This is a genomic window from Pseudoduganella albidiflava (assembly GCF_004322755.1).
GTDB lineage: Bacteria > Pseudomonadota > Gammaproteobacteria > Burkholderiales > Burkholderiaceae_D > Rugamonas > Rugamonas albidiflava.
This window is the reverse complement of the sequence record NZ_CP036401.1, coordinates 5061406-5084754: the sequence shown is the minus strand read 5'-3', so window position 1 is coordinate 5084754 and position 23349 is coordinate 5061406. Positions and strand designations below refer to the sequence as shown.

Sequence of the window (23349 nt, the reverse complement as noted above, 5' to 3'; positions counted from 1 at the left end):
AGGGCTATCGCCCATCCTTGCCTTCAGGCTTCACAACAGCTCAGGAAAGCCCGCCCCGGCGGCGGGAAGCCAGACGTTGCGGCGAGCAACACCCGCATTCCGTCATTCCGGTATCGCCTGCGGGCCGGCCAGCGTGACATGCAGCCTGGCCCGACGGCCGCCGGCCAGCAGCAGGCAGGCGTCTGGCTGCCCGTCTGCCACCGGCGCCAGGCGCAGGCGCAGGTGCGTGACGCCGGTGCGGTGGATGGCGGCCAGGCCGGCCGCGGAGAAATCGCCGGACCTGGCCGTGCCCGACGTGAAGCGGCCGACCTGCGCGGCGTTCTCCGCCGTTGCCGCGGCGTGCCAGTCGTCCCCGTGCAGCGTGCGGGACGCACCGAAATGGCCGCGCTGGACATCGATGCGGATCACGCGCCCGCCGGCCCAGGGATCGCCGGTGCGCGCGTGGCACGCCATTTCCAGGCAGGCGTGGCTGATGACCGCGTTATCCGGCAGCGCCGACGTATCGAACTGCAGGATGGCGCGGCTCTCGCCGCCGGCGCTGCCGATGCGCAGCATGCTGCCGGTACCGACCAGCACCTGCTCGCGGCCCTGCTCGCCACCGGGCCGGGCCACCAGGGTGCCGTTGCCCCGAGCATCGCTGGCAAACACCAGCCGGTCGGGATGCGCCCGCACCGTGAAGTCCGCGCTTTTCACGGGCTCGAGCTTGCCAGCCGGGCTGCAGGAACGGAAGCGCAGCCGGGCGGACCGGTCCAGCACGATGGGTGACGTATACGGCTCGCCGTGCGTTGCCGATGGCTCGCTGCCATCGAGCGTGTAGCGGGTCCACGCACAGGGCGCGGAAGGGCACAGTTCGATACGCACCGTGCCGGCGAAATGGCCGCCGGCCGAGGGGGCGATCCACGTTTCCGGGTACCTGCCATCGTCGATGCGCCAGCCGAAGGCTGCCAGGGCCTCGTGTCCGGCATGGTCCTTCGCATGGCACAGCAGGGCATGGTGGCCATTGCCGCGGATGCTGACCCGCTGCCTGCCGTCGAACGCTTTGCGCTGCGGGTTCCCGGCATCGGATGGATCGGAGCCATCGTCGGTGTAGTGTGCCAGCGTGCCGTCCCCAGGGACGGAAATGGTGGCATGGAAAGCGCGCGGATAGACGCCGGCCGGCTTGTCGCAGCTGATCTCTGGCTGGCGCGGGGCGCCCGGCTGACTGCCGTGGTGGCCGTGCGGCGCGGGCGATCCGATGCCGATGGCGAAATCCGGCGCCCCCGGTGCCGCCGGTGTACCGGGATCGCGCACCCAGTCGCCGTCGATGAAGTACAGGATGATCACGGCATTGCCGCCGAGTTCCAGCGTCAGCGCGACATAGTCGAAGACGTCCAGCCGCTGCGCGAGAAAGTGCTCGGTCAGCGTGGCTTTCACGAACTGGACCACTTTTTTCTCATACGTGCGCGATACCACCGGCGATGCCAGCCCGTCGGCATCGATCGCGATGAAATACAGCGTGGTCGTTTCGTGGATGACCGGATTGGATTGGGCCAGCCAGCGCGTCCTGTCGGTGCTGTGGAATACCGTTCCCTTGCTGGCCGCGGTCCTGACTTCGAGGCTGCCCTCGAAGGGGGGATCGTCGGGTGTCAGAATCGTGACCTCGGGGAGGGTGACGTTGACGCCGTACGCACGCTCCAGCGTGGCGCCATTGCTGGCAGTGAAGGTCACCTCCCACGCACCGTCCTGCGCGAGTGTCAGCGACTGGCCGTCGGCCAGCGCGCCTTCCTGCGTTTGCGCGACCGACTCGGTGAGGAAGCCGGCATCCACGGCTTTCGTCAGGCGCCTGGCCACCCAGCCGATGACGGCGCCGGCCGGGGAGACGGTGACGGTGACCTGCAGGTCCGGTCCGTGGCTGCCGCTTTCCTTGTCCACCGAGAAAACCACCGGCGGGGCGGGCGGGTAGCGGTTCAGGTAGCCCCGGAATGCATTGAACACCGGCTGGTTCTTGATGACCTTCTCATGGCCGTCCGTGCCCATGCCCACGTTGACCACCTTGTTGAGATCGGCACCCTGGCGCCGGCTGGTATCGCGATGCTGCTGGTCGACGAAATCGCCGCGGGCAATGACGGCAACGTAGCTCACCTGGTCGTCATCGACGGCGGTGGCGCCTTTCCACTCCTCGACGGGGGCGATCTGCCGCGAACTGTCGTTTTCACCGGACGGCGTGTCTTCGATGGCGACGTCGCCGAAGCGGTGCGACAGTATCTCGAACTGGCTGCCGGTGCGGAATTCATGGCTGCTGGCGGGCCCCAGGCCGTACTGGGCACCGGCGATGCTGACGAAGGTGCCGGCGGCGGCCAGCCGGTGGTCCGTATTGTTCCACTCGCCGTTGGCCTGCAGGCCCCGAAGATACCCGTTGACCATGCCGCAGCCCAGCGAGTGCGCGATGAAATCGACCCGCTGCACGCCCAGGTAGGCGCGCACGTCGTCGATGAAGCTGCGCACGGCGTCGATGTGGTCGCGGTGAACGTCGGGCAGCACGACGGCGGTGTTGTTCTCGCCGAGATAGTCGCAGCACCAGATTTCGCAATCCTGGTAGCCGGCGTCCTTCAGGAAGGCCTGCATGGCCGCCATGCCGTAGCGTGGATGGGCCGAATGGCTGGCATTGCCGTGCAGGAGGATCACCGGGCATTTCCGGCAGCGTTCACGGTGCGCGGCCTGGTCCAGGCTCGGGTCGCCGCCGAAGCCGGTCAGGCGGTGGGGAAAATCACGGGGGAACTGGTTCATGGCGATTCCTGCCTCCAGAGTGGTCGGTGGCATGCATGGCGCATGCCGGACGAAGCTTGCATGTCGCAAGCCGCTGTAATCGATGCCGGACGGCCAGCATGCGAGCAGGAGGGGCGGGGTGGCTTTGATCTACATCAATCGTCAGTGCGGGCTCTCGCACCGTCGATGGGGAAGCGCCAATGAAAACGGCCCGCGGAGGGCGGGCCGTGCGGGACTTGCCGGCCTGCTCCGTGCCAGGGCACAGGGGCAGGCGAGCGTCACATTCAGGCGAAGTTCTGGTTCACGAATTCCCAGTTGACCAGGTTCCACCACGATTCCACGAATTTCGGACGCGCATTGCGGTAGTCGATGTAGTACGCGTGTTCCCACACGTCGACCGTCAGCAGCGGCTTGTTTTCGGTGGTCAGCGGGGTGGCCGCGTTGGACGTGTTGACGATGTCCACGGTGCCGTCCGTCTTCTTCACCAGCCAGGTCCAGCCGGAACCGAAGTTGCCGACGGCCGACTTGCTGAACTCTTCCTTGAACTTGTCGAACGAACCCCACTTGGCGTTGATCGCTTCGGCCACCGGGCCGGTCGGCGCGCCGCCAGCGTTCGGCGCCATGCAGTGCCAGAAGAACGTGTGGTTCCAGACCTGTGCGGAGTTGTTGAACACGCCGCCGGAGGATTTCTTGATGATTTCTTCCAGGGACAGGTTCTCGAACTCGGTGCCCTTGATCAGGTTGTTCAGGTTCGTGACATAGGCCTGGTGGTGCTTGCCGTAGTGGTATTCCAGCGTTTCAGCCGAGATATGCGGTTGCAGGGCGTCTTTCGCGTACGGCAGTGGCGGCAGGGTATGTTCCATGTGCATTTCCTTATGAGGGGACTGAAGAATCAACTTTTACAAAACGTCCATCATTGTAATGCGTTGCCCGGCAGTCTGCCGAAATCCCACGTAAATAGTGAGGCTACAGGAAAGCACATAGCGTGCACGTCACTGCCGGGGCAGCGTGGTTTCACGCACCACCAGTTCGACCGGCGGCACCCGCGTGGGCACGCGGTCGCCGCTGATCAGGCGCAGCAGCGCCGTGATCGCCGTCAGGCCGATGTCGTACAGCGGCTGGCGCACGGTGGTCAGCGGCGGCGTCGTGAACGCCGAGCCGGGCAGGTCGTCGAAGCCCACCAGCGACACGTCTTCCGGCACGCGCACGCCCTTGCGGTACAGCGCGAGGCGCACGCCGTAGGCGCTCTGGTCGTTGGCGGCGAACACGGCGGAAAATTCCTGGCGCGTCTCGAACAGGTGGTTGATCGCGATGAGGCCGCTGTTTTCATGGAAGTTGCCTTCCACTACGAGCGCCGGGTCGACCGGAATGCCCGCCCCTTCCAGCGCCTTGCGGTAGCCGCGCAGGCGGCTCGACGCGTCGGCATGGCTGGGCGGGCCGGACACGAAGGCGATGCGGCGATGGCCCAGCTCGATCAAGTGCTGCACGCCCAGGTAGGCGCCGTGCTCGTTGTCCATCGTGAAGCCCAGCGCGTTCGGCGCATCGAGCGCGCGGCCGGTGACGACGATCGGGCGCTGGGTGGCGAAGTGCAGCAGTTCCTCGTCCGGCAAGTTGCCCGACAGGAGGATGATGCCGTCGACCTTGCGCGCCAGCAGCAGCCGGATGCGGTCCGCTTCTTCCAGTGCGCTCCAGTGGCCGGTGACGATCACGGAGGCGTAGCCGGTGCCTTTCAGGCCATCGTCGACGCCATGCAGCGTTTCATCGAAGAACGGCGATGAAATGTCCTGCACGATGATGCCGATCGTGTGCGTGCGGCCTTTCTTCAAGCCCTGCGCCATCAGGTTCGGCGCGAAATTGGTGCGCGCGATCGCCTTCATCACGGCTTGCCGCTTGTCGTCGGACACGCGCGCCGTGCCGTTCAGGATGCGCGAGACGGTCGAGGGGGAGACGCCGGCCTCCCGGGCGACGTCGAGCAGGGTCGAAGGCCCGGCTGCCACAGTTGGTTTTGTCAATTGTTTTTGTTCCACTAGTATCGGACCGGGGCAAGGTTACCATACTGCCCCGGTCGCCGGCGGGGCCGCCGGCCATCGCCTTCAAGTGCGGCGGCGGGCGGCGATGCCGGCGGCAAGAAGGCCAGTGCCGAGCATCAGCCAGGCGGAGGGCTCGGGAACGGCGGATACCTCGACGGTCAACACCGTTCCGTCGAACCACCAGGATTCCGTCACCGGGTATTCATGTTCGATCGTGGCGCCGACGGGAATGTTCCATTGCTCGATGGTGTAGTACTCCCACCCCGGCAGGATATAGCTGTAATACCCGTGGTACTCGACGTTACCGCCGATGACGTACTGCTGGAAACTCGCGCCGCAACTCGTGTATTCGCCGGCGCACCGCGGTCCCGAAAAATTATAGGAGACGAATTCGCTGATTTCGGTATTGTCGATCGTGTTGTCGCCATTGACGTCTTCGCCACGGAAATAGCCGCCCCACGTCGCTTCGGGCACCCAGCGCGGAGCGGAGTTGAGAGAACTCTGGTACCAGCCTCCCTTGTATTCGAACTCGTAGTGCATGGGGGCGGCGCGGGCGGACAGCGCGGCGCTTGCAAGAATCATAAAAGCCAGGGATTTCAATCGCATGACAATCTCCTCGCAATCGTTGATGGTCGGGAGCCGACCGGATTGTCAGCGTAGCACGCAGGGACGACTGCGCCGGACCCGATGTTTTACCAGCGCGACACTGTCACGGTGCAAGTCATGCTACTGGTCCAGGTGCGCCTGGACACCGGACACGGTGAGGTCGGCGCTGCCTTCGGCCAGCCGCACGGTCAGCTTGCGGCGCGGTTGCAGCTGGCCCGGCGAGCGCAGGATCGTCCCCTTGCTGTCGGTGATGATGGCGTAGCCGCGCTCCAGCGTGCGCTGCGGGTTCAGCAGTTCCAGCTGGGCCGCCAGTGCGCCCAGTCCCTCCCGGTTGCGTTGCAGGCGCGCCGCCACGTTCACCGTGCAGCGGTGCTGCAGCGCCGCCAGGTGGGCACGCACGGCGCGGGTATCGGGGCGCTGCGCGGCCAGCCGGCCGGCCAGGCGCTCCAGCGTGTGGCGCGCCTGGTTCAGGGGCGTGCGGTTGGCATGCATCATCGCGGTGGACAACGCCAGCAGCTCCAGGCGCTGCTGGCGGATGCGCGCGGTGGGGCTGAGCAGGCGCCGGCCCTGGTGGTCGAGGGTCTGGGCGGCATCGTCCAGCAGGCGCCGCATGGCGCGGCGCAGGTCCGCCGCATCGGCGCGCAGCGAGGCCAGCCAGTCGCCGCGCGGCGTGGCGGCCAGTTCGGCGGCGGCGGTCGGCGTGGCCGCGCGCAGGTCGGCGGCGAAATCGGCGATCGTGAAATCGGTCTCGTGGCCGACCCCGGAGATCACCGGCATGGCGCATTCGGCGATCGCGTACGCCACCGCCTCGTCATTGAAGCACCACAGGTCCTCGATGCTGCCGCCGCCACGGCAGACGATCAGCACGTCGCACTCGGCACGCGCCGACGCCGTGCGGATCGCGCGGGCGATCTGCTCGGCCGCCAGCTGGCCCTGCACCAGCGTGGGATACAGCACCACGTTCACGTGCGGCGCACGGCGGCGCAGCGCGATCAGCACGTCGCGCAGCGCCGCCGCCTGCGGGCTGGTGACGATGCCGATGGTGCGCGCGAACAGGGGCAGGGCGCGCTTGCGTTCCTCGTCGAACAGGCCGGCCGCGGACAGCTTTTCCTTCAGCCGCATGAACGCCTCGAACAGTGCGCCGACACCGGCGCGGCGGATCGCTTCCACGTTGATCTGGTAATCGCCCCGCGGCCCGTACAGCGTGACGAGGGCGCGCACCTCGACCTTGTCGCCTTCGCGCGGCACGAAGCCAGCATATTGGGCACGCCCGCGGAACATCACCGCGCGCACCTGGGCCGCATCGTCCTTCAGCGTGAAGTACCAGTGGCCGGAACTGGCGCGCGTGAAGTTGGAGATTTCCCCAGCGATCCAGGTCAGCGGAAAGGAGCGCTCGAGCAGGCGTGAAACGGCCTGGTTCAAGGCGCTGACGGTGATCACGGCGGCCTGGCCAGGGGTGGAATCGGGGCGGTCGAAGGTCGGCATCGGTAAGACTGTCCACAGAGTCATCAAGCGGTCATGCTTATGTCATATCTCGCCTAGAATCGCAAGGTGTATTTCCAAGCTACTGATTTATAAAGAGAAAAACGTATGCTGCATTCGTGGGCAGCGTAAGAATATTCTTACAAATCAAGGACTTCACTGTCGCGCTTCATTCTTACACACAAAGATATCCACAGAAATTGTGGGGAACCTGGCGCCGGCGGGCATGCCCTGCTGGAAATTTCCGCAGAACAATTTAACGCTTGTAAATCAGCCACTTGGGTGCGAAAGCTCACGCTTCCCCACAATTTTATCCACAGAAGCTGTGCAGAAGCGCGCCGCCCGGCACCCCGGCCGGGACCGTGCCGGGGACGGCGCGGACCCCGGCGCAGCTTGCCTATTTTTTGTGCGCAAACGCTTTTCCCTTATAAATCAATGCCATTGGGTAGTCGGCGGCGCCTTGCGCACAACATTGTCCACAGATTATGTGCAGAAGGGCCATACAGCACGCCGCGGCGGCCGGGAAGGGCAGTATGGACGGCTTTGCATGCTATTTAAGCAGGCTTATTTTATCCTTATGAATCAAGCGTTTGAAGAGAAGCCGAGGGCATTGCCAACAATCTTATCAACAGTTACTGTGCAGAAGCACGCCGTCCCGCATGGCCGCCCGATACCTCGCTGCAAGTTTTTTGTGCATGACCATAATATTGTTCAAGATCAATGACTTGCGGAGGGATAGGGACCGTTGCCAACAATATTGTCCACAGAAATTGTTGAGAACGGCGTCGGTCCGGCCGGGCAGCGATGCTGCCTAAAAAACAGGCTATGAGAAAATTCCTCTCAGAATCAATGGCTTGCGTTGTGGATTGCACATTGCGCACAATCTTTTCCACAGAATTTGTGCAGAACACGGCGCTCGCGCACTGCGCCTGTCCACACTTGCCGTTGGCACGGCAACACGCTACATTGCGCGTCTGCGCTATCTCAAGGAGTAAGACTTGCTCGCCATCTTTCAAGCTGCCGGCTGGCCGATCTGGCTGCTGCTGATCGCCTCCATCGTGGCCACCGCGTTGATCATCGAACGGCTGATGGCGCTGCGGCGCGCGCGGATCATTCCGCCCAACCTGCTCGATGAAGTGGTGCGGGTGTATCGCAGCGGCAATATCACGCCGGAGATCACCGGCAAGCTGGAGACCAGTTCGCCGCTGGGCGTGGTCCTGTCGGCCGCGCTGCGCAACGTCAACGCGCCGCGCGAAGTCATGAAGGAATCGATCGAAGAGGCGGGCAATGGCGTGGCCCACACGCTGGAGCGCTTCCTGACCACGCTGGGCACGATCGCCACGCTGGCACCGCTGATGGGCCTGTTCGGTACCGTGGTCGGCATGATCGAGATCTTCGGTGCGCAGAATCCGGCCGGCACCAACCCGGCGCAACTGGCGCACGGCATCTCGGTGGCACTGTACAACACCGGTTTCGGCCTGGCCATCGCGATGCCTGCGCTGGTGGCCTACCGCCACTTCCGCGCGCTGGTGGACGGCTTCGTGATCCAGATGGAGCAGCAGGCCGTGCGCTTCGTCGACATCGTCCACAACGAGCGAAAGTAAGGGCGCCGCATGAATTTCCGCAAGGGCCGGCGCCGGGAAGACCCGGAGATCAACCTGATCCCGTTCATCGACGTGCTGCTGGTGATCCTGATCTTCCTGATGGTGACCACCACCTACAGCAAGTTCACCGAACTGCAGATCACGCTGCCCACGGCCGATGCGCAAAAGGCCGTCGAGCAGCCGGACCAGATCGACGTGACCGTCGATGCCAAGGGCAACTACACGATCAATGGCGAACCGGTGTCGTTCCGCGACGTGGCCGGACTGGCCTCGGTGCTGAAGGCGGCCGCCAGGCCGGGCAGCGATCCGGTGGTGGTGGTCAATGCCGACCAGTTCGCGATGCACCAGATGGTGGTCAACGTGATGGAGGCGGCGCGGCTGGCCGGCTTCGGCAAGCTGACGTTCGCGGCGCAGACGGGCAGCGGGAAATAGCGTTGTCCCGAGTGCTGACGACCCGGCGTGCCCGGGCATGACAAGACGTACTACACGACGCACGACATGAGCCTCGAATCCACGCTCACCCGCGCCTGGCTGCGACGCGGCCCGCTGGCCTGCGCGCTGTATCCCGTATCGCTGCTGTTCCGGGCGCTGGCCGGCCTGCGCGGCCTGCTGTACCGCGCCGGCGTGCTGAAGTCCAGCCGCCTGCCGGTGCCGGTCATCGTGGTCGGCAACATCTTCATCGGCGGCACGGGCAAGACGCCACTGACGATCTGGCTGGTCGAGCAGCTGCGCGCGCGGGGCATGCGGCCGGGCGTGGTGTCGCGCGGCTTCGGCGGCAAGGGCGATGGACCGCGCCCCGTCACCGCGCTGTCGACGCCGGCCCAGGTGGGCGACGAGCCGGTGCTGATCGCCACCCGCGCCGCGTGCCCGGTGTTCGTCTGCCGCGACCGCGTGGCGGCGGGCCGGGCGCTGCTGGCCGCGCATCCGGAAGTGGACGTGATCGTCACCGACGACGGGCTGCAGCACTATGCCTTGCAGCGCGACGTGGAGGTGGTGCTGTTCGACGGCCGCGGGGTGGGCAACGGCTGGACCTTGCCGGCGGGGCCGCTGCGCGAGCCGCCCTCGCGCCGGCGCGATGTCACCGTCGTCAACGTGCCGGTACTGGCGCCGCAGCTGGCGGCCAGCGTGGGAGGCACGCCATTCCAGATGACCCTTGCCGGCACCGTTGCCGAACGCCTGGCGGACCGCCGCGACCGCGTGCCGCTGGCCCGGATGGGTGGCAAGGGCCGGCTGGTCGCCGCCGCCGGCATCGGCAATCCGCAACGCTTCTTCCGCATGCTGGCCGATGCCGGGCTGGCGTTCGAGGAATTGCCGCTGCCCGACCACCACGATTTCCTCGACCGGCCCTTTGCGCGCGTGGCGGCGGACGCGATCTTGATGACCGAGAAGGATGCAGTAAAATGCGCGCATATCGAAGAACTGAGGGACGATCCGCGGCTGTGGGTCGTCCCCGTCGGCGCGCAGCTCGATGCCGCGCTGATCGCACACATTGTGGAGAAATGCCGTGGAAGCACGTTTGCTTGACATCCTGGTCTGCCCCGTTTGCAAGGGCCCGCTGGAATACGACAAGAAGGCCCAGGAAATGATCTGCCGCGGCGACCGCCTGGCCTATCCGGTCCGCGACGGCATTCCGATCATGTGGGCCGACGAAGCCCGCACGCTGCAGGACACCGCGGAGTGAATGACTGCGAAATCGCCGCAGAGGACATCCGTGCCGCCTGGATTAGCATCCCTCGCATGCGCGCCGACCTGAACATCGAGACACCGTGACCTTTACCGTCATCATTCCCGCGCGGCTGGCGTCGACCCGGCTGCCGAACAAGCCGCTGGCCGACCTGGCCGGCAAGCCGATGGTGGTGCGCGTGGCCGAGCGCGCCGCGCTGTCCGGCGCCGAACGCATCATCGTCGCCACCGACCACCCGTCCATCCTCGACGCCTGCGCCGCGCACGGCATCGCCGCGCTGATGACGCGCGACGATCATCCTTCGGGCACCGACCGCATCGCCGAGGTGGCACGCGCGCTCGGCCTGCCGCCCGGAGCGGTGGTGGTCAACCTGCAGGGCGACGAGCCGCTGATCGATCCGGCGCTGCTGGCCGCGTGCGCCGCGCGCATCGGTGCCGGCGTGCCAATGGCCACCTGCGCGCATCCGCTCCACGATGCCGCCGACTCGTTCAATCCGAACGTGGTGAAAGTGGTGCTGGACAAGGCCGGCCGCGCGCTGTACTTCAGCCGCGCCACGATCCCCTGGGCCCGCGATGCGTTCGCGCAGTCCCGTCCCGCCGTGCTTCCCGCCGGCTATGTGCCATTGCGCCACATCGGCCTGTACGCCTACCGCAACGATTTCCTGCAAGCCTATCCGCTGCTGGAAGTGTCGCCGCTCGAGACCATCGAAGCGCTCGAACAGTTGCGCGTGCTGTGGCATGGCCATCCTATCGCCGTGCACGTCACCGACGCGGCACCGGCACCCGGTGTCGATACCCCCGAAGACCTGGAACGGGTGCGCGCTCACTTCGGCTGAGCGTTTGACGTTTTTGCATCCCAAACGGCCTCCCGAAGTGGCGTTGGGCCGGCGTTTTGTGGTAAGTTTCGTCACTAATGACACACTTACCATCAAACTATTAAAATTGTTTTAGGAATTTTCATGCGTCTCATTCTGTTAGGACCACCCGGCGCCGGCAAGGGCACCCAGGCCAACTTCATCAAGGAAAAATACAACATTCCCCAGATTTCGACCGGTGACATGCTGCGGGCCGCCATCAAGGCCGGTACGGAGATGGGATTGGCAGCCAAGAAAGTGATGGACGCTGGGCAGCTGGTTTCCGACGACATCATCATCGGTCTCGTCAAGGATCGCCTGAAGGAAGCGGACTGCGCCAATGGCTACCTGTTCGACGGCTTCCCGCGCACGATCGCGCAAGCCGACGCCATGAAGGATGCCGGTGTGAAGATCGACTACGTGCTGGAAATCGACGTGCCGGACGAACAGATCATCGAACGCATGGATGGCCGCCGCTGCCATCCCGGCTCGGGCCGCGTGTACCACGTCAAGTTCAATCCGCCCAAGGCCGAAGGCCTGGACGACGTGACCGGCGAGCCGCTGGTGCAGCGCGACGATGACAAGGCCGAGACCGTGAAAAAGCGCCTCGACGTCTACCACAACCAGACCGAAGTGCTGCTCGGCTATTACAACGAGTGGGCCAAATCGGGCGCCACGGAAGCGCCGAAGTACCGCAAGATCGAGGGTGTCGGAGCCGTCGATCAAATCCGCGACCGCGCGTTCGCCGCGCTGGCGGAATAAGAACCCAAAAAACGGACCGGCACGGTCCGTTTTTTTTTGCCGGCCCCCTTTAGGCCGCAGCGACTCCCGGCCGGCCCCGATGGCTGCCCGTTCGTTCGCACAGTTTCGTTCGCATCGTTTCGTTTGCATCGTTTCGTTAGGGACCTGCACAGGCCCCAGCCGCGCCGCGCGGCGTGATGAAGTCCGATTTGCACCATTCGACAACGTTGGTTCACAAAGGGGGACATATGGCAGCAGGTCTGTGGTTTGCGGTGGCATGTGGCGTCATCGCGGTGATATACGGGTTGTATTCGCGCAGCTGGATCCTGGGGCAGGATGCCGGCAACGCCCGCATGCAGGAAATCGCGGCGGCGATCCAGCAGGGCGCCAGTGCCTATCTCGCGCGGCAATACCGCACCATCGCCATCGTCGGCATCATCCTTCTCGTTGTCATCTTCCTGCTGCTCGGCGTGCAGACCGCGCTGGGCTTCCTGATCGGCGCGGTGCTGTCCGGCGCCTGCGGCTTCATCGGCATGAACGTGTCGGTGCGGGCCAACGTGCGCACGGCGCAGGCGGCCACGGTGGGCCTGAACGAAGCGCTCAACGTGGCGTTCAAGGGCGGCGCCATCACCGGCCTGCTGGTGGTGGGGCTGGGCCTGCTGGGCGTGGCGCTGTTCTACGGCATGCTCACTGCATTCGCCAGCAGCGCGTATCCATCGCCCCAGCTGTCGCATCACGACGTGATCAAGCCGCTGATCGGGCTGGCTTTCGGCGCTTCGCTGATCTCGATCTTCGCGCGCCTTGGCGGCGGCATCTTCACCAAGGGCGCCGACGTGGGCGCGGACCTGGTCGGCAAGGTGGAAGCGGGCATCCCCGAGGATGATCCGCGCAATCCCGCCGTCATCGCCGACAACGTGGGCGACAACGTAGGCGATTGCGCCGGGATGGCGGCCGACCTGTTCGAGACCTACGTGGTGACCCTGATCGCCACCATGCTGCTGGGTGCGCTGATGATCGCCGACAGCCCGCGCGAGGCGATCCTCTACCCGCTGCTGCTGGGCGGCGTATCGATCCTGGCGTCGATCGTCGGCTGCCTGTTCGTCAAGGCCAAACCTGGCAAGAAGATCATGTCGGCCCTGTACACGGGGCTGTGGTGGTCGGCGATTTTGTCGCTGATCGGCTTCGCCGTCGTCACCTGGCTGGTGTGGGACGACTACGACATGCGCTGGCAGATGATGGGCGCGACCGTGGTGGGCATCGTGCTGACCGGGCTGATGGTCTACATCACCGAGTTCTACACGGGCACCGACTTCAAGCCGGTGCGCCACATCGCCGAAGCGTCGACGACCGGGCACGGCACCAATATCATCGCCGGGCTGGGCGTGTCGATGAAATCCACCGCCTACCCGGTGCTGGCCGTTTGCGTGGCGATCCTGGTGTCCTACGAGCTGGCCGGGCTGTACGGCATCGCCATCGCCGCCACGTCGATGCTGTCGATGGCCGGCATCATCGTGGCGCTCGATGCCTACGGGCCGGTGACCGACAATGCCGGCGGCATCGCCGAGATGGCCGGCATGCCCGAATCGGTGCGGGCGATCACCGACCCGCTGGACGCGGTCGGCAATACCACCAAGGCCGTCACCAAGGGCTATGCGATCGGTTCGGCCGGCCTGGCCGCGCTGGTCCTGTTCGCCGACTACACGCATGCGCTGGACTCGCGCGATATCGACATCCGCTTCGACCTGTCGAACCCGATGGTGATCGTGGGCCTGTTCATCGGCGGCCTGATTCCCTACCTGTTCGGCGCGATGGCGATGGAAGCGGTGGGCCGCTCTGCCGGCGCGGTGGTGATCGAGGTGCGGCGCCAGTTCCGCGAGATCAAGGGCATCATGGACGGCACCGGCAAGCCCGAGTACGACAAGGCGGTCGACATGCTGACGGCCTCGGCGATCCGCGAGATGATCCTGCCGTCGCTGCTGCCGGTGATCGTGCCGATCCTGGTCGGCATGCTGCTGGGCCCGGCCGCACTGGGCGGCATGCTGATGGGCACCATCATCACGGGCCTGTTCGTGGCGATCTCGATGACGACCGGCGGCGGCGCCTGGGACAATGCCAAGAAATACATCGAGGACGGCAACCATGGCGGCAAGGGCTCGGATGCGCACAAGGCCGCCGTGACGGGCGATACCGTCGGCGATCCGTACAAGGACACCGCCGGCCCCGCCGTCAATCCGCTCATCAAGATCATCAACATCGTCGCGCTGCTGCTGGTGCCGCTGCTGCCGACGACCGGCTGGCTGGCCGTCACGCCCGAGCCGGTGACGGCCCGCGCGAAGGTACCGGACCGTGTGGCCACCGGCGTGCCGCAGGCATTGCCGGCGGCGCCGGCTGCCCAGCGCTGAAGGCCGCGGCGGTACCAGCAGTGCGGCAGGGCCCGGACTGCGCGGCGTATCATGGATGCGCCGCTTCCGCCCGGGGTTTTCCATGTCGCCACGCCGTCGTTCTCTCGCTGATTTCTTCCTCCCTGGTTCCTTCCTCCTCGCTGCCGTGCTGCTGCCCGCGCTGGCGTACGCGCAACAGGATGCCGCCGCCGAGCGCGAAGCGTATGCCCGGCTGCCCGTGTGCAAGCTCGGCGCCGACGGCAAGAGCCTGGAGATCGAGCCCTGCCGCACGGCGCCGGCGCAGCGGCCGATGCCGCGCCGGCCGGTTCCGCGGCAGGACGACAGCGCCAGCCGCATTGGACTACCCGATACCACGCCGGAACCCGCGGCGGTGCTGCCGTCCGCCACGCTGGAACCGCGCTCGCCGTACCCTTCAGCGCCCGTGCCGCCGCGACCGCCCGCCGTCAATCCTTCTCCCTATGCCAGCCCGGCGCCGGGCGCGTTCGCCACGCCGCCGCCGAACCGGCCTTCGCCCACCACCTGCGTGGGCCGGGTGTGCCGCGATGCCGCCGGCACCACGTTCCAGAACGGTGGCACCGGCGTGACCCGCAGCCCGGCCGGCCGGCATTGCACCAACGTGGGAGGCTATGTCCGCTGCATGTGATTGACGCTACAATGGCGTCAATTGACGCTTACGTAAACGTAACGTAATGCGCGCGGAGTACTTCGCGTGATCCACCGCGCGTCAAGCCATTCACATCACCAGGGAGACGGCATGCAGATCAGGGACAATGTATTCATCATCACGGGCGGCGCTTCCGGCCTGGGCGCCGCCACCGCGCGCACGCTGGCGCAAGCGGGCGGCAAGGTCGTGCTCGCGGACTTGCAGGCGCAAGCTGGCGAGGCCCTCGCCGCGGAACTGGGCGGCAGGTTCGTGCGCTGCGACGTCACGCAGGAAGCCGACGGCGTGGCGGTGGTGGCCGCGGCGCAGGCGCTGGGCAGCCTGCGCGGCATCGTGAACTGCGCGGGCGTGGCGCCGGCCGCGAAGACGGTCGGCAAGGAGGGCCCGCACCCGCTGGACGCCTTCGCGCGCACGATCGGCATCAACCTGGTGGGTACCTTCAACATGTGCCGGCTGGCGGCCGATGCGATGAGCCGCGAGGAACCGCTGGAGCATGGCGAGCGGGGCGTGATCGTCAACACGGCATCGGTTGCCGCGTTCGATGGCCAGATGGGCCAGGCCGCCTATGCCGCGTCGAAGGCGGGGGTGGCCGGCATGACGCTGCCGATGGCGCGCGACCTGTCGCGCAGCGGCATCCGGGTGATGACGATCGCGCCGGGGATTTTCGAAACGCCGATGTTGCTGGGCATGCCGGACGAGGTGCAGCAGGCGCTGGGCAAGATGGTGCCGTTCCCGCCGCGCCTCGGCAAGCCGGCCGAGTATGCGCACCTGGCGAAGGCGATCATCGAGAACGTGATGCTGAACGGCGAGACGATCCGCCTCGACGGTGCGATACGGATGCAGCCGAAATGAGGTAGCATCTGGCTACTGTCAATGAAACGCGCGGCCGCGGTCGCGCGTTTTGCTTTTCTGGGAGAACCGATGACCCGACTTTATTCCACCACCGCTTCCATCAGGATTTCCACCGTTTTTTCCGCCGCTTTGCCTGCCTCGCTGGCTGCCGCACTGCTGTGCGCGGGCGTGCCGGCGCTGGCGCAGCAGGCGGCCACGCTGCAGCGCGCACCGGAGATCGCGACCGGCTATGCCGAGAAGCAGGGCGTCCAGGCGCAGCGCTACATGGTCGCCGCGGCGAACCCGCTGGCCACCGAAGCGGGCTACCGGATGCTGAAGGCCGGCGGCAGCGCGATCGATGCGGCGATCGCCACGCAGATGGTGCTGACCCTGGTGGAGCCGCAATCGTCCGGCATCGGCGGCGGCGCGTTCCTGATGCTGTACGACGGCAGCAGGGTGCATGCCTACGATGGCCGCGAGACAGCGCCGATGGCGGCGAGCGAGCGGCTGTTCCTGGACAAGGATGGCAAGCCGGTGTCGCGCGAGGAGGGCATCGTCGGCGGCCGCTCGACCGGCGCGCCGGGCGTGGTGCGGATGCTGGGCATGGTGCATGCAAAGCACGGCAAGCTGGCCTGGGAAAAACTGTTCGAACCGGCGATCGAACTGGCCGAGCAGGGTTTCCAGGTCAGTCCGCGCCTGCATGCGCTGTTGAAGTATGACCGCAAGCGCCTGCCGCGCGACCCGGTGGCGGCCGCCTATTTCTACGACAAGGACGGCGAACCGCGCCCCGTCGGCTACCTGTTGAAGAACCCCGAGCTGGCGCGGACGCTGCGCGAGATCGCCCGCGGCGGCGCCGATGCGTTCTATACCGGCCGCATTGCCCGCGACATCGCCGCCAAGGTGGCGAACCACCCGACCAATCCGGGCTTGCTGACGGCGCGCGATATCGCCGATTACCGGCCGAAGGAACGCGATCCGGTGTGCGCCGACTACCGCAAGTGGAAGGTGTGCGGCGCGCCGCCGCCATCGTCGGGCGGCATCGCGATCGCGCAGATGCTGGGCATCCTGGAACGCACGAGCATCGCCGCGCACCCGCCGGTCGCCGGCAAGCTCGATGCCGAAGCGATCCACCTGTTTTCCGAGGCGGGCCGGCTGGCCTACGCGGACCGCAACCGCTACGTGGCCGACACCGACTTCGTGCCACTGCCGGGCAGGGGCATCGCTTCGATGCTCGACAAGCAGTACCTGGCGCGGCGCGCCGCCCTGATCGGCGAAAAGTCGATGGGCAGCGCGCCGGCCGGTACGCCGCAAGGCATGCAGGTGGCCTGGGGCGCGGACACGGCACTGGACCGGCCCTCGACATCGCACCTGGTGGCGGTGGACCAGTACGGCAACGGGCTGTCGATGACGACGTCGGTGGAAGACGCCTTCGGTTCGCGGCAGATGGTCGATGGCTTCCTGCTGAACAACCAGCTGACCGATTTCTCGTTCGATACCGCCGACGCCGACGGCCCGATCGCCAACCGCGTGCAGCCCGGCAAGCGGCCGCGCAGCGCCATGTCGCCCACGCTGGTGTTCGAGCGCAAGGCCAACGGCGAAGCGGGCAAGCTGGTGCTGGCCACCGGCTCGCCGGGCGGTTCGTCGATCATCAATTACGTGATGAAGGTGCTGGTGGGCACGCTGGACTGGAATCTCGATGTGCAGCAGGCGATCAGCCTGCCCAACTTCGGCAGCCGCAATGGCCCGACCGAGCTGGAAGCGGGGCGCGTCGGTGGCGACGTGATCGCGCAGCTGAAGGCGCGCGGCCACGAGGTGCGCGAGTTCGAGCAGAACTCGGGCTTGCAGGGCATCGGGCGCTTGCGGCAGGGCGGCAAGGAACTCTGGTTCGGCGGCGCCGATCCGCGGCGCGAGGGGATCGTGCGCGGCGATTGAATCAGTGCTGCTTCATGCATGCGGCGCCTGGCGAGCGCCGTGGAAATGCGCTCGCCAGGCAGCGGCAGGCAAACCTGATCGTGGATCAGACCGTGCCGGTCTTGCTTGTTTCCCGCACGGGCTCCAGCCTGTCCCGCTTGCTCATGGCGTTGCGTATTTTCGCCTGCAGTGGCACAACGAAACGTTCCTGCACGAGCACGCACAAAATCGTCAGCAAGATGAGGTACAAGGGATAGCAGGCAACGCTCTGGTCAATCGTGCGGCCGGTCGCCACGATGCTTGAAATGCTCCAGTCAGGCGTGTAGAAAAGTGACTTGATAAACTTCTCGGCCGCGCGGAAGACCGGGAAAAACGGCATGTGCAGCAGGAACACGGGCAGCGACGCCGCGCCCAGGCGGGTGCCCCAGTATTGAATCGTTTCGCTCGGCTTGTATTTGATCGAGACGCAGAGCCATATGATTGCCAGGCAGGCGGGATAGTACAGCCCATTCTTGATCACGTGCAGCCGGCTGTCCATGAACTGCAGGGTGACGGCTATCGCCACCGTTGCCAGCACCACGATTACCCCTGCCGCGTTCTGGGCCGGCGAGCCTACCACGTTGGCGCGCGAATGCAGCACGCACAGGACCATGCCAGCCAGGAACAAGGGCAGGCGGATGATTGGATTCCTGTGCAGCACACCGTCCGTGATGATGTCGGTCAGGTGAAGCAGATCCGCGATCGCACCTGGAAGAAGGAAGATCACGCCCAGCACGATGAGCATGCGGGCAGGCTTGTTGATGCGGTAGATTCCCGGCGCAACGAAAGGGAAGACCAGGTAGAAGCAGGCCAGCGCCGACAGCGACCAGGACGGGCCATTGAACAGGATGTACAGGGGATTCCACGCATTCATCAACGTGGCCGTCGCCAGGAAGCCGAAGATCAGTTCACCATGCCCAAGCATGCGTGTCGCCGTGCCATCCAGGTCCAGCGGGACCACGATGCCACCGCGGCCGATCATGGTCTGGGCAAACGGCAGCAGCGACAGCAGCAGGCCTGTCAGGTGCAGTGGATACAGCGTGGAAAAGCGCGCAACCCAGAAATTACGCCGGTTGACCTCGCGCCCGCTTTTGACGATGACGTAGGCGTAGGTGAGCAAGAAGCCCGACAGTACGAAAAATACGCTGGTCGCCAGGTTCCCGATTTCAAGCGATGCCTGGAACCAGGTGCCCTTGATTTGGCCGTAGCCCATCAAGGTGTGATAGAGAACGATATAGATCGCCAGGAGATATCGAAGCCAGTTGAGTGCCCAGAATCCCTTTTCCTTATCGCGCGCCCTGGTAGCTGGCATATCGCTCGGTAAAGGCTGAGGTATGTCGATTTTCATTTGGAGAATTTATTCTTGATTCTTCAGGTAATCAGATTGCCTGCAGCAGGAATGCACCATGATTTGGCGGGCAAGCCAGGATGTTTGCTGTCGCAAACGATCCTTTGATACGGAAGAGATGTCCTGCGGAAGTAGTATTAATACCGCATGGCACATGCTTCAACTTCCGGTAACTGTATCGTGCACACGGCTCCATGCTTCTGTTGACAGCAGCGGTTCACAGCATTGGTTGATAGCAGCGGGTTGACAGCATCGCGCCCGCACCAGCGTATTCAGCGTTCCCGGTATTACTCGGTATTACTCAGTGTTGCTCAGTGTTTTTCCGAAAGCCTCGCGTTGAAAACCCGGCCTTGAAAGCTTTGCCTGGCAGCATGTCGAATCGTATGCGAATCGTGCGGGTAACAGAGATTGCTGCGCCACAGACTGCTTGGCTAACTATCTAGCGTATTAGAATAATACCAATATTGCAAGTTGTTTCTGCCGGAGCCGATGGAAAATACGCTGCCAGAGCTCCGCGGAATATAGAGTGGCGCCAACATTAATATTGCACTTGCAATTTGCGTGGCTGCGCGGAATCACTTGGCGGCAGAGCCGGTAAGCCGCCCCATCGCCGGCAAGCGTGGGCAGGGAGCACATCCCGGGCGCAAGGGCGCCGTGCGGATGATCGCCGTGCCCGTTCGCGCGTCAGAGCCGTGCCAGCAGGTCGAACAGTTCGCCGGTGTCGACCGGTTTCACGAGGTGATGATGGAAACCGGCCGCCCGGGTCGATTCCCGGTCGCGCTCCTGGCCGTAGCCCGTGACGGCGACCAGCACCGCGGCGCCGGCCCCCGGCATGGCGCGCAGGCGGCCCGCCAGCGCGATGCCGTCGATGTCGGGCAAGCCGATATCGAGCAGGAATACCTGCGGGCAGGCGACGGCGGCCGCCTCCAGCGCGGCGGCGCTGGAATAGACGGCGCTGGCGGCGTGCCCCCTTGCCGCCAGCAGCCCGGCCAGCGAATCGGCCGCGTCGCGGTTGTCGTCGACCACCACGATGTGCAATGCCCGCCCAGGCTGCGCATGGCCCGGCGGTTCCTTTCCGGGCATGGCGGGCGGCGGCTCGGCGGCCGCGCCACCGCCCACGCGCGGCAGGCACACCGTGAAGGTACTGCCCTTCCCCGTGCCATCGCTGCGCACCGCGAGCGACCCGCCATGCGATTGCACCAGGCTCCTGGCCAGTGCCAGGCCGATGCCCAGGCCGCCCTGGGTGCGGTCGGGGCCGCGCCGGCCCTGCACGAAAAGGTCGAAGATGCGCGTCGCCAGCTCCGGCTCCATGCCGATGCCGCTGTCGGCGACGGCCAGTGTCACGTGCTCGGCGGTTACCGACAGGCGGAGCGCGATCTCGCCGCCATCCGGCGTGAACTTGGCCGCGTTGGCGACCAGATTGGCGATCGCCTGGATGATGCGCTTGCGGTCGCCGCTGATCATGGCCGGCATGCTTCCCATGTCCAGCACCAGCCGGTGGCGGCGGGCCTGGATCTGCGGCGCGGCCTGCTCGACCGCATCGGCCACCGCGTCGCGCAGGTCGACCGGGTGCCGGGCCAGCGTGACCAGGCCGCGTGTGACGCGGGCCACGTCGAGCAGGTCGTCGATGAGGCCTTTCATGTGGCCGACCTGGCGCCCGATGACGGCGGAAGCCTGGCGGACGCGTTCCGGATCGCCGCCCGCGACCGCCAGCAGCTGTGCCGCCGCGCTGATCGGCGCCAGCGGGTTGCGCAATTCGTGCGCGAGCATGGCCAGGAATTCATCCTTGGCCTGGTTGGAACGGGACAGTTCGGCCACCAGCGCCTCGCGCTCCCGGTGCGCCTGTTCCAGCAGGTGGCGTTCGGTCGCATCGCGGGTAAAGCAGCGGGTATAGCGCAGGCGGCCGTCGTCGAAGCAGGCGTTGGTACTGATGACCACGTGCCTGATCGAACCATCCTTGCAGCGCAGGCGGGCCGGCTGGTCGTGCAGCGTTCCGCCGGCCTGCAGGCGCTGCAGGATGTCCTCGATGACGGCCCGGTCGGCATGGAAGCGGGCAATGTGGTGGCCGACATATTCTTCCCACCGGTAGCCCAGCAGCGCCAGCTCGGCCTTGTTGGCCCACAGGATGATGCCGTCCGGCCCGACGCGGTGCAGCCCTTCCGCGGCATTTTCGATGAAATCGGCAAGTTCGCGCTCGCGCTGCCGGAGCGTGCGCTCCGCTTCCCGGGCGCGGGCCACTTCGCCTTCCAGCACGTGGTTCCTGTGTTCGAGCAGGGCCAGCCGCACCGACACGTCCTGCTCCGCAGCCGCCCCGTCGCCGCCGTGCGGATACACATGGTCGTGCTCGCAGCAGATACGATGGAAGTCCGCGGCTTGCTGATCGGTTGGAAACAGCTGCCAGGGATAGGCGCAGAACAGTGCGAAGCGGCATTCCCGGCGCAGCGCGTTCCATAGCTGTTCCAGGCGCACGGCGGCGTCGTACAGGCCCTGCTCGCACAGCAGCGCGACCATTTCGCCGAACGCATGCACGGGCTTTCCCGCGGCGGCGGCCTGGCGCACCAGTTTGCCGATGACCTGGTCGAAGCGCTGCTCGTCCGGCCAGTCCTCGACCATGAAGCCCGCCAGTGCATCGGCCGCATCCAGCATCACGAGTTCGCCCGGGAACCAGCCGCGCTGGCCCTTCAGGGAGCCCAGGCCCATCAGCTGCTGCCGCAGCGCGCCCCGGTGCTCCGCCGTCGCGATGACGATCGCCGTACCGCCGCCGCGCAGGCCCCGGTCGAGGAATTCGGCGACTTCGGCCAGCAGTACCACCTCGTCCCGGTAGAAGCGCACGACATGGCGTGCTTCGGATGGCTCTTCCCGTAGTGCCGTCTGCGTTTCCGTATTCAATGTGAACTCTCCTGCGGGCCGCGGGCCCTGCTGCGACTTGTTGGATCAGCTCGAAAAACATCGGCTCGAAAAACGCCCATGGCGGTACTGCTGCGGTACTGCGGTTGCGGCGGTGCGGTCGATGCGATGTGGTCGATGCGGCGTTGCCGCACTGCCGGACGCGCTGGCGGCACGGCGGCGACGCCTTGCCACGCCCGTCGCCACCGGGTGCAAGGCGGTGCCATGAACATCCCGGCATCATAGCATTGCGTACCGCCGGGCGAGAGCACGCAGGTGCCTTGCAAACATGCAGGCTTGCCGGGGCCGTGTGTTGCCGTGTTACCCTTCATGGATGGGAACTTAATCAATGGGCATGAAAAAGAAGACCGGCCTGATCCTGACCGGCGGGGGGGCGCGGGCCGCTTACCAGGTCGGGGTGCTGCAGGCGATCGCGGAAATCCTGTGGGATGAAGGCTGGGCTCCGGCGCGCAGCCCGTTCCAGATCATTTGCGGCACCTCGGCCGGCGCCATCAATGCCACCGCGCTGGCCTGCCGTGCCGACAATTTCGGCGAAAGCGTGGCCAAGCTGATGGATGTATGGTCCCACATCACCGTCGAACAGGTGTACCGCGCCGACTCGCTGGGCGTGCTGCGCTCCGGCGCGCGCTGGCTGTCGCTGCTGTCGTTCGGCTGGCTGCTGCGCAAGTGGCGCGCGGCGCCGCCGGCCTCGTTGCTGAACAATACCCCGCTGGTCAACCTGCTGCACCGGATGCTGGACCTGCCGCGGCTCGACGGCGTGCTGCAGGAAGGGCTGCTGCACGCCCTGGCCGTCACCGCCTCGTCGTACACCGGCGGTCAGCACATCACGTTCTACCAGACCGCCGCCGAGATCGCACCGTGGACGCGCATGCAGCGGGTCGCGCTGCAGGACCAGATCGGCGTCGAACACCTGCTGGCGTCGTCGGCGATTCCCTTCATCTTTCCGGCCACGCCGCTGTACGTCGGCGGCCAGCGCGAATATTGCGGCGACGGCTCGATGCGCCAGCTCGCCCCGATCTCGCCGGCCATCCACCTGGGCGCGGCGAAGGTGCTGGTGGTGGGGGCCGGCCGGCTGACCGAGCAGGCGCGCAGCGGCGGCGACAACGCGCGCTATCCGAGCCTGGCGCAGATCGCCGGCCATGCGATGTCGTCGATCTTCCTCGATGGCCTGGCGATGGATATCGAACGCCTGAACCGCATCAACAACACGCTGTCGATGCTGCCCGCCGAACTGCTGGAACGCACGCCGCTGCGGCCCGTCGAACTGCTGGTGATCGCGCCTTCCGAGCGGCTCGACGATATCGCGGCGCGCCATGTCGGCAGCCTGCCGGCGCCGATCCGCGCGATGCTCTCCGGGATCGGCGCGACCGAGACGCGTGGCGCCGCGCTGGCGTCGTACCTGCTGTTCGAGTCCAGCTACACGAATGAGCTGATCCGCCTGGGCCAGCGCGACACCCACGCCCGGCGCGCCGACGTGCTGGCGTTCTTCGGTCACTGAGGCGGCA

18 protein-coding genes are annotated in these 23349 nt (G+C 65.9%); 11 read left to right on the top strand and 7 right to left on the bottom strand.

The genetic code is table 11. The features are described 5' to 3' along the window. Nucleotides 1–102: 102 nt before the first annotated feature. From EYF70_RS21050 to xseA, 5 genes are all read right to left on the bottom strand, one after another. Entirely contained in the window at nt 103–2766 is a 2664-nt protein-coding gene (locus tag EYF70_RS21050) for a chitobiase/beta-hexosaminidase C-terminal domain-containing protein (RefSeq protein WP_165497755.1), read from the bottom strand. Nucleotides 2767–3029: 263 nt separating this feature from the next. Then, nucleotides 3030–3608, bottom strand: coding sequence for a superoxide dismutase [Fe] (gene sodB, locus EYF70_RS21045; protein ID WP_131147155.1), 579 nt, complete (start codon nt 3606–3608; stop codon nt 3030–3032). Nucleotides 3609–3737: 129 nt separating this feature from the next. Continuing rightward, nucleotides 3738–4757: a LacI family DNA-binding transcriptional regulator gene (locus tag EYF70_RS21040; RefSeq protein WP_165497754.1), complete on the bottom strand. Its 1020-nt coding sequence runs from the start codon at nt 4755–4757 to the stop codon at nt 3738–3740. A gap of 81 nt (nt 4758–4838) precedes the next feature. Next, nucleotides 4839–5381, bottom strand: coding sequence for a PEP-CTERM sorting domain-containing protein (locus EYF70_RS21035; RefSeq protein WP_131147154.1), 543 nt, complete (start codon nt 5379–5381; stop codon nt 4839–4841). Between the two features lie 120 nt (nt 5382–5501). Next, nucleotides 5502–6866 carry an exodeoxyribonuclease VII large subunit gene (gene xseA, locus EYF70_RS21030; RefSeq protein ID WP_131147153.1) on the bottom strand — a complete coding sequence of 455 codons (1365 nt, stop codon included), beginning with the start codon at nt 6864–6866 and terminating at the stop codon, nt 5502–5504. A 995-nt stretch (nt 6867–7861) separates the two neighbouring features. Here xseA and EYF70_RS21025 point away from each other — a divergent pair. The 10 genes from EYF70_RS21025 to ggt all read left to right on the top strand — a co-directional run bounded on the left by EYF70_RS21025 (nt 7862) and on the right by ggt (nt 17571). Next, a complete protein-coding gene (locus tag EYF70_RS21025) occupies nt 7862–8467 on the top strand; it encodes a MotA/TolQ/ExbB proton channel family protein (RefSeq protein WP_131147152.1) in 606 nt (201 codons plus the stop codon). 9 nt (nt 8468–8476) lie between these two features. Further along, nucleotides 8477–8899, top strand: coding sequence for an ExbD/TolR family protein (locus EYF70_RS21020; RefSeq protein WP_131147151.1), 423 nt, complete (start codon nt 8477–8479; stop codon nt 8897–8899). Nucleotides 8900–8965: 66 nt separating this feature from the next. Then, nucleotides 8966–9991 carry a tetraacyldisaccharide 4'-kinase gene (lpxK, locus tag EYF70_RS21015; protein ID WP_131149241.1) on the top strand — a complete coding sequence of 342 codons (1026 nt, stop codon included), beginning with the start codon at nt 8966–8968 and terminating at the stop codon, nt 9989–9991. Continuing rightward, nucleotides 9972–10148, top strand: a complete 177-nt coding sequence (locus tag EYF70_RS21010; protein WP_131147150.1) for a Trm112 family protein — start codon at nt 9972–9974, stop codon at nt 10146–10148. The genes lpxK and EYF70_RS21010 overlap by 20 nt, the downstream gene beginning before the upstream one ends. 85 nt (nt 10149–10233) lie before the next feature. Next, a complete protein-coding gene (kdsB, locus tag EYF70_RS21005; RefSeq protein ID WP_131147149.1) occupies nt 10234–10986 on the top strand; it encodes a 3-deoxy-manno-octulosonate cytidylyltransferase in 753 nt (250 codons plus the stop codon). Between the two features lie 123 nt (nt 10987–11109). Beyond that, on the top strand, nt 11110–11766 hold the full coding sequence (gene adk / locus EYF70_RS21000; RefSeq protein ID WP_131147148.1) for an adenylate kinase: 657 nt from the start codon (nt 11110–11112) through the stop codon (nt 11764–11766). A 227-nt stretch (nt 11767–11993) separates the two neighbouring features. Further along, nucleotides 11994–14147 (top strand): sodium-translocating pyrophosphatase, encoded by a 2154-nt coding sequence (locus tag EYF70_RS20995; protein ID WP_131147147.1) that lies wholly within the window; start codon nt 11994–11996, stop codon nt 14145–14147. Nucleotides 14148–14229: 82 nt separating this feature from the next. Next, nucleotides 14230–14790, top strand: coding sequence for a hypothetical protein (locus EYF70_RS20990; protein WP_131147146.1), 561 nt, complete (start codon nt 14230–14232; stop codon nt 14788–14790). A 111-nt stretch (nt 14791–14901) separates the two neighbouring features. Then, nucleotides 14902–15660: a 3-hydroxyacyl-CoA dehydrogenase gene (locus tag EYF70_RS20985; RefSeq protein WP_131147145.1), complete on the top strand. Its 759-nt coding sequence runs from the start codon at nt 14902–14904 to the stop codon at nt 15658–15660. A 69-nt stretch (nt 15661–15729) separates the two neighbouring features. Then, nucleotides 15730–17571: a gamma-glutamyltransferase gene (ggt, locus tag EYF70_RS20980; protein ID WP_174800421.1), complete on the top strand. Its 1842-nt coding sequence runs from the start codon at nt 15730–15732 to the stop codon at nt 17569–17571. Between the two features lie 85 nt (nt 17572–17656). Here the strand turns inward: ggt and EYF70_RS20975 are convergent, their stop codons facing one another. Further along, nucleotides 17657–18937, bottom strand: a complete 1281-nt coding sequence (locus EYF70_RS20975) for an acyltransferase family protein (RefSeq protein ID WP_131147143.1) — start codon at nt 18935–18937, stop codon at nt 17657–17659. Between the two features lie 684 nt (nt 18938–19621). Beyond that, nucleotides 19622–21826 carry an ATP-binding protein gene (locus tag EYF70_RS20970; RefSeq protein ID WP_131147142.1) on the bottom strand — a complete coding sequence of 735 codons (2205 nt, stop codon included), beginning with the start codon at nt 21824–21826 and terminating at the stop codon, nt 19622–19624. Nucleotides 21827–22172: 346 nt separating this feature from the next. On the opposite strand from EYF70_RS20970, the gene EYF70_RS20965 reads away from it, so the two are divergent. Then, nucleotides 22173–23342, top strand: a complete 1170-nt coding sequence (locus EYF70_RS20965; RefSeq protein ID WP_131147141.1) for a patatin-like phospholipase family protein — start codon at nt 22173–22175, stop codon at nt 23340–23342. Nucleotides 23343–23349: the final 7 nt, after the last annotated feature.